Source organism: Polaromonas sp. CG_9.5 (assembly GCF_035984465.1).
Lineage (GTDB): Bacteria > Pseudomonadota > Gammaproteobacteria > Burkholderiales > Burkholderiaceae_C > Polaromonas.
Window position 1 is genome coordinate 1 of record NZ_JAXCHR010000055.1, and the last position, 3,602, is coordinate 3,602.

Below are 3,602 nucleotides of genomic sequence, written 5' to 3' on the forward strand. Positions count from 1 at the left end.
GCGTGTACTTGGCCCTTGATGTCTTTGTCATTTTCGTTTTCCTTGTCTGAATTGAACCACTCAGCAAGGGATACGTTTTCTGGGGGCAAGGTCAGGGACCTGTTCGGCCCCTTGGGGCCTTGATAAATGGGTCAGCACTACTGCGCGAGGGGCCTTGGCCCCTGGTTGTTCGGGGGTAGGCGCGCAAGCGCCTCTTTTTCTCCCCCTTTGGGGGACTGGAGGAGATGCGTATTTCACTGGTCGGCCAGTTATCCACAAAAGTCGGTCCTTTTACTATAGGTAAATCTATAGGAATACATATCGGATACCACCTATCGGTTTAGGGGGGGTCTGATTAGGCGTACTCAAGGGGGTCTGATTAGGCGTGATTTTTTGGCTTAGGGGGGTCTGATTAGGCGTACTTGGGGGGTCTGATTAGGCGTGGATAACCTGCGCAAATCACAGCGTTGATCACAATTAAAAAAGCCACCTTGACAGGTGGCTTGGAGGGGGTCTGATTAGGCGTGGAAAAATCCGCTACTTGTCATTGAAAGGTATCGGAGGTGGCGATGCCATCAACATCAGTCCACCAGTTACTTGTTTGACTTTTGCCTGCGGATAAACAGCTAAAACAGCGTGCAACGCAGGTAAGAACTTCTTCTTAAAATCTTTGTCTGGGTCTTTCCCTTGATACTCTTGGCCGAACTGCTCACGCAAGCTAAGCCAGTGCAAGACCATTGGACGGCCAGAGATACGGTGTAGCCGTTGCGCAAGCCAGGTGTATGCGTCCATCGCCAAAGCAGAGCCTTTTAGCTCCATAAAGGCCCGCAAATCAATTGGCACGGCATGATCTTTCAAAGTATCGAAATAGTCTTGCGAGAACGTTACATGCCCCGGCCAAAACGGACGATGCTCTCCATCTTTTGCGATCCACGCATCAAAATGTTTAATCGGCTTGCCTTCGTACGTGTGAGCGCGGCCATTGGCGTTAAAACCTAATGTCATCCGACACGCAGAAATCGCTTGCACCTGTTTTTGAAAAGCTGGGAAGGCACCGTTCCTCCCCCCATTGGTGTTTTTCCCAAGCATCCGCAGAAACTCACTTGCGCTGTCTCCAACAGGTATTTCTGGCGTGTTGTTACGCACCGCGTAGGTGTTCATCCATGCAAGCATCAGACGTGGCATTGGGCCGTAAGGTATTGGCTGTTGCACAAACCGCATCCCATCCCAAAGTTTGCCGGCTTCAACAAGAAGAGCCACGCCGCCGGATGTCCGCTCAAACGATGTCCCCTCGACTTTCGACCTGGGCAACCCCACTTGGCACATGATCGAGTGCATGTATGCCCGATCCTCGTCGTCAGGGCGCTCAGCAGCAATCACCGCAGCGGTCTTGATTAGCCGCTCGTCACGCGGCGTGAGTGCCTTCGTTTTGGGTTTTGGCGTGATGCTGACCGGCACAAGATTGATCTTTTCACCTTTGACTGGCTTGGTTTTGACCGGCCTGCGGTCGCTCGGAGGCGTGAGCAGGAAAAAGTCTGGCGTCGTGTACATATCTGACCTATATGCAACCTTAGCAGCGACGGCTGCGGCATCGGCTAATGAGAGTCCCTTAGCGATCAGGTGATCCCTGTATCCTTCACGCCAGGTCAGTAACTCTGCCGCCGTTAACTCTTGCTCCATCATTTTGCTGACTTGCTTCACTTTGTTGACCTAACGTTGTTTTAGGCCTTGCGCAAGCCATCAATGGTTAAACCATGTTCAACGGCGCGATAAATCGCCATGTTGATGACCGCTGCGCGGGACTGCCCAAGTTCAGCTGCCAACTCATCAATTTTGACCAGCAACGTCGGCGCGATAGTTAGGCTGATTTGCTGCTTGTTTCCCTTCTTTACGCCTCTTGGTTTCACCTCGGCATCTGGTGCACCAGAAATAAAAGAATCAGCGGTTTGGGTACTTTTAGGCTTTGGTTTCGTGATTGTCATTGCGTATTACCTAAGTATTTAAATAATATTATTATGATATTAAAATAATGCGTTAACAAGTGCATTTAACTCGTCGAATGCTTTCTTATCGCTTGGTTTGATTTCTAAAACCGATAGTCCTTGCCCTGCCGCGTTGGCAAACGCTTTGCGGCGGCGGATCGGTGTATTGAGGTACTCAAACTGGGGAATATCTGCCACGGCTGCGGCTGCCTCAGCGTTGTCCGTTGATGCCTCGCCTGGATCTGCGCAGTTCAGGATCGCAACAGCTCGCAGGCCGTCCCGCACACTACGAGCTTCATCAACCAAGGCTGCTATGTCATTGAGCGCCCATACGTCATAGCTTCGTGGCTGGAACGGCACTAGGAGGACATCGGACAAGACCAAAGCAGCTCGTAGCGCTGTCGAGTCTCGTCCGCCTGCGTCGATGATCACGTCGTCGAACTTGGCCGCTTGCTGCTGAACTTGAGTGCGAAGCGTCGGCCCGTCCGGGTAAGTCGCACATGCGATGCCAGGAATATGGCCAGCATCGGCTCGAATACTGATAGCAGTCTGTGCAGTTCCCTGACGGTCGCCATCGATAAGCCACACGTCACGTCCCGCCAGCGCCCGCGCAATTGCCAGATTCACAGCTAGAGTTGTCTTACCAACACCACCTTTGGTGTTGCCTACCGTAATAATCATAATTAACCTTTTTTAATATTAAAAACGTATCATACATATATTCAATTAGGTTTTTATGACAATCTTTTAAGGTGCTATTTTTAGTCTTGCTTCTGTGGTTTTGTCGAGCGCTCGGTAAAGGGTTGAGCGATGGACACCCAACAACTCAGCGGCATCCTTGACGGTTCGCCCGTCCTGGTCGATCAGTTGGCGGGCGTGGTCGATCTGCGCCGGGGTGAGGGTAGGGTGCGGTCCAAATTTCACACCGCGGGCCATGGCGGCTTTCCGGCCAGTCTTGGTGCGGTCGATGATGAGCGAACGCTCGAACTCCGCAATGCCGGCGAAAACAGTCAGCACCATGCGGCCTGCTGGTGTGGTGGTGTCGGCCCATGGTTCTGCAAGGCTGCGCAGGCCAGCACCTACGCCCTGAATGCGTTCGGCAATATCCAGCAGGTCGCGTGTACTGCGTGCCAGTCGATCCAACCGGGTCACGATCACAACGTCGCCAGCTCGGAGGTGGTCCAGCATCCGGCCCAGCTCCTGGCGGTCGCGCTGCGCCCCGGTGAGCTTTTCGGAAAACAGCTTTGTGCAACCTGCAGCGGCAAGCTCAGCACGTTGGTTGGTTAGGTCTTGTGCGTCTGTGCTGACGCGGGCGTATCCAAGGTGCATAGGTGTCCCAAGTGTGGCTGAGTATTCCGGTTCAACGTGACCGGTGATTCCGGGATCGTGACCGACATTCCGGTGAACGTGACCGGGAGGATTCCGGCAACGTGACCGCTGATTCCGACGAACGTGACCGATGTTTTTGGTCACGACAGTCGGTACGGCGGTAGACACCGTCGGCACGGTGTTGCGCATAAACGAAACCCGGCGTGGCGTGTAGCTTGTAACCGTCCGACGAACACCATTCTTGCGCCGGGTTGATGAGCCGGGCAGTATCCGGGGAGTTGCCCACCACGATGGTGTGCACTTAACCCGGAC

General features: G+C 53.5%; 4 protein-coding genes. All 4 read right to left on the minus strand.

Going from position 1 to position 3,602, the window contains the following annotated elements; all coding sequences use genetic code 11:
* Nucleotides 1-516: 516 nt before the first annotated feature.
* Complete coding sequence (locus RCH06_RS17685) at nt 517-1,680, minus strand: replication protein RepA (protein ID WP_327082778.1); 1,164 nt, start codon at nt 1,678-1,680, stop codon at nt 517-519.
* A gap of 20 nt (nt 1,681-1,700) precedes the next feature.
* Entirely contained in the window at nt 1,701-1,961 is a 261-nt protein-coding gene (locus RCH06_RS17690) for a CopG family transcriptional regulator (RefSeq protein WP_327082779.1), read from the minus strand.
* A 39-nt stretch (nt 1,962-2,000) separates the two neighbouring features.
* On the minus strand, nt 2,001-2,642 hold the full coding sequence (locus tag RCH06_RS17695) for an AAA family ATPase (protein ID WP_327082780.1): 642 nt from the start codon (nt 2,640-2,642) through the stop codon (nt 2,001-2,003).
* A 66-nt stretch (nt 2,643-2,708) separates the two neighbouring features.
* On the minus strand, nt 2,709-3,290 hold the full coding sequence (locus RCH06_RS17700; RefSeq protein ID WP_327082781.1) for a recombinase family protein: 582 nt from the start codon (nt 3,288-3,290) through the stop codon (nt 2,709-2,711).
* Nucleotides 3,291-3,602: the final 312 nt, after the last annotated feature.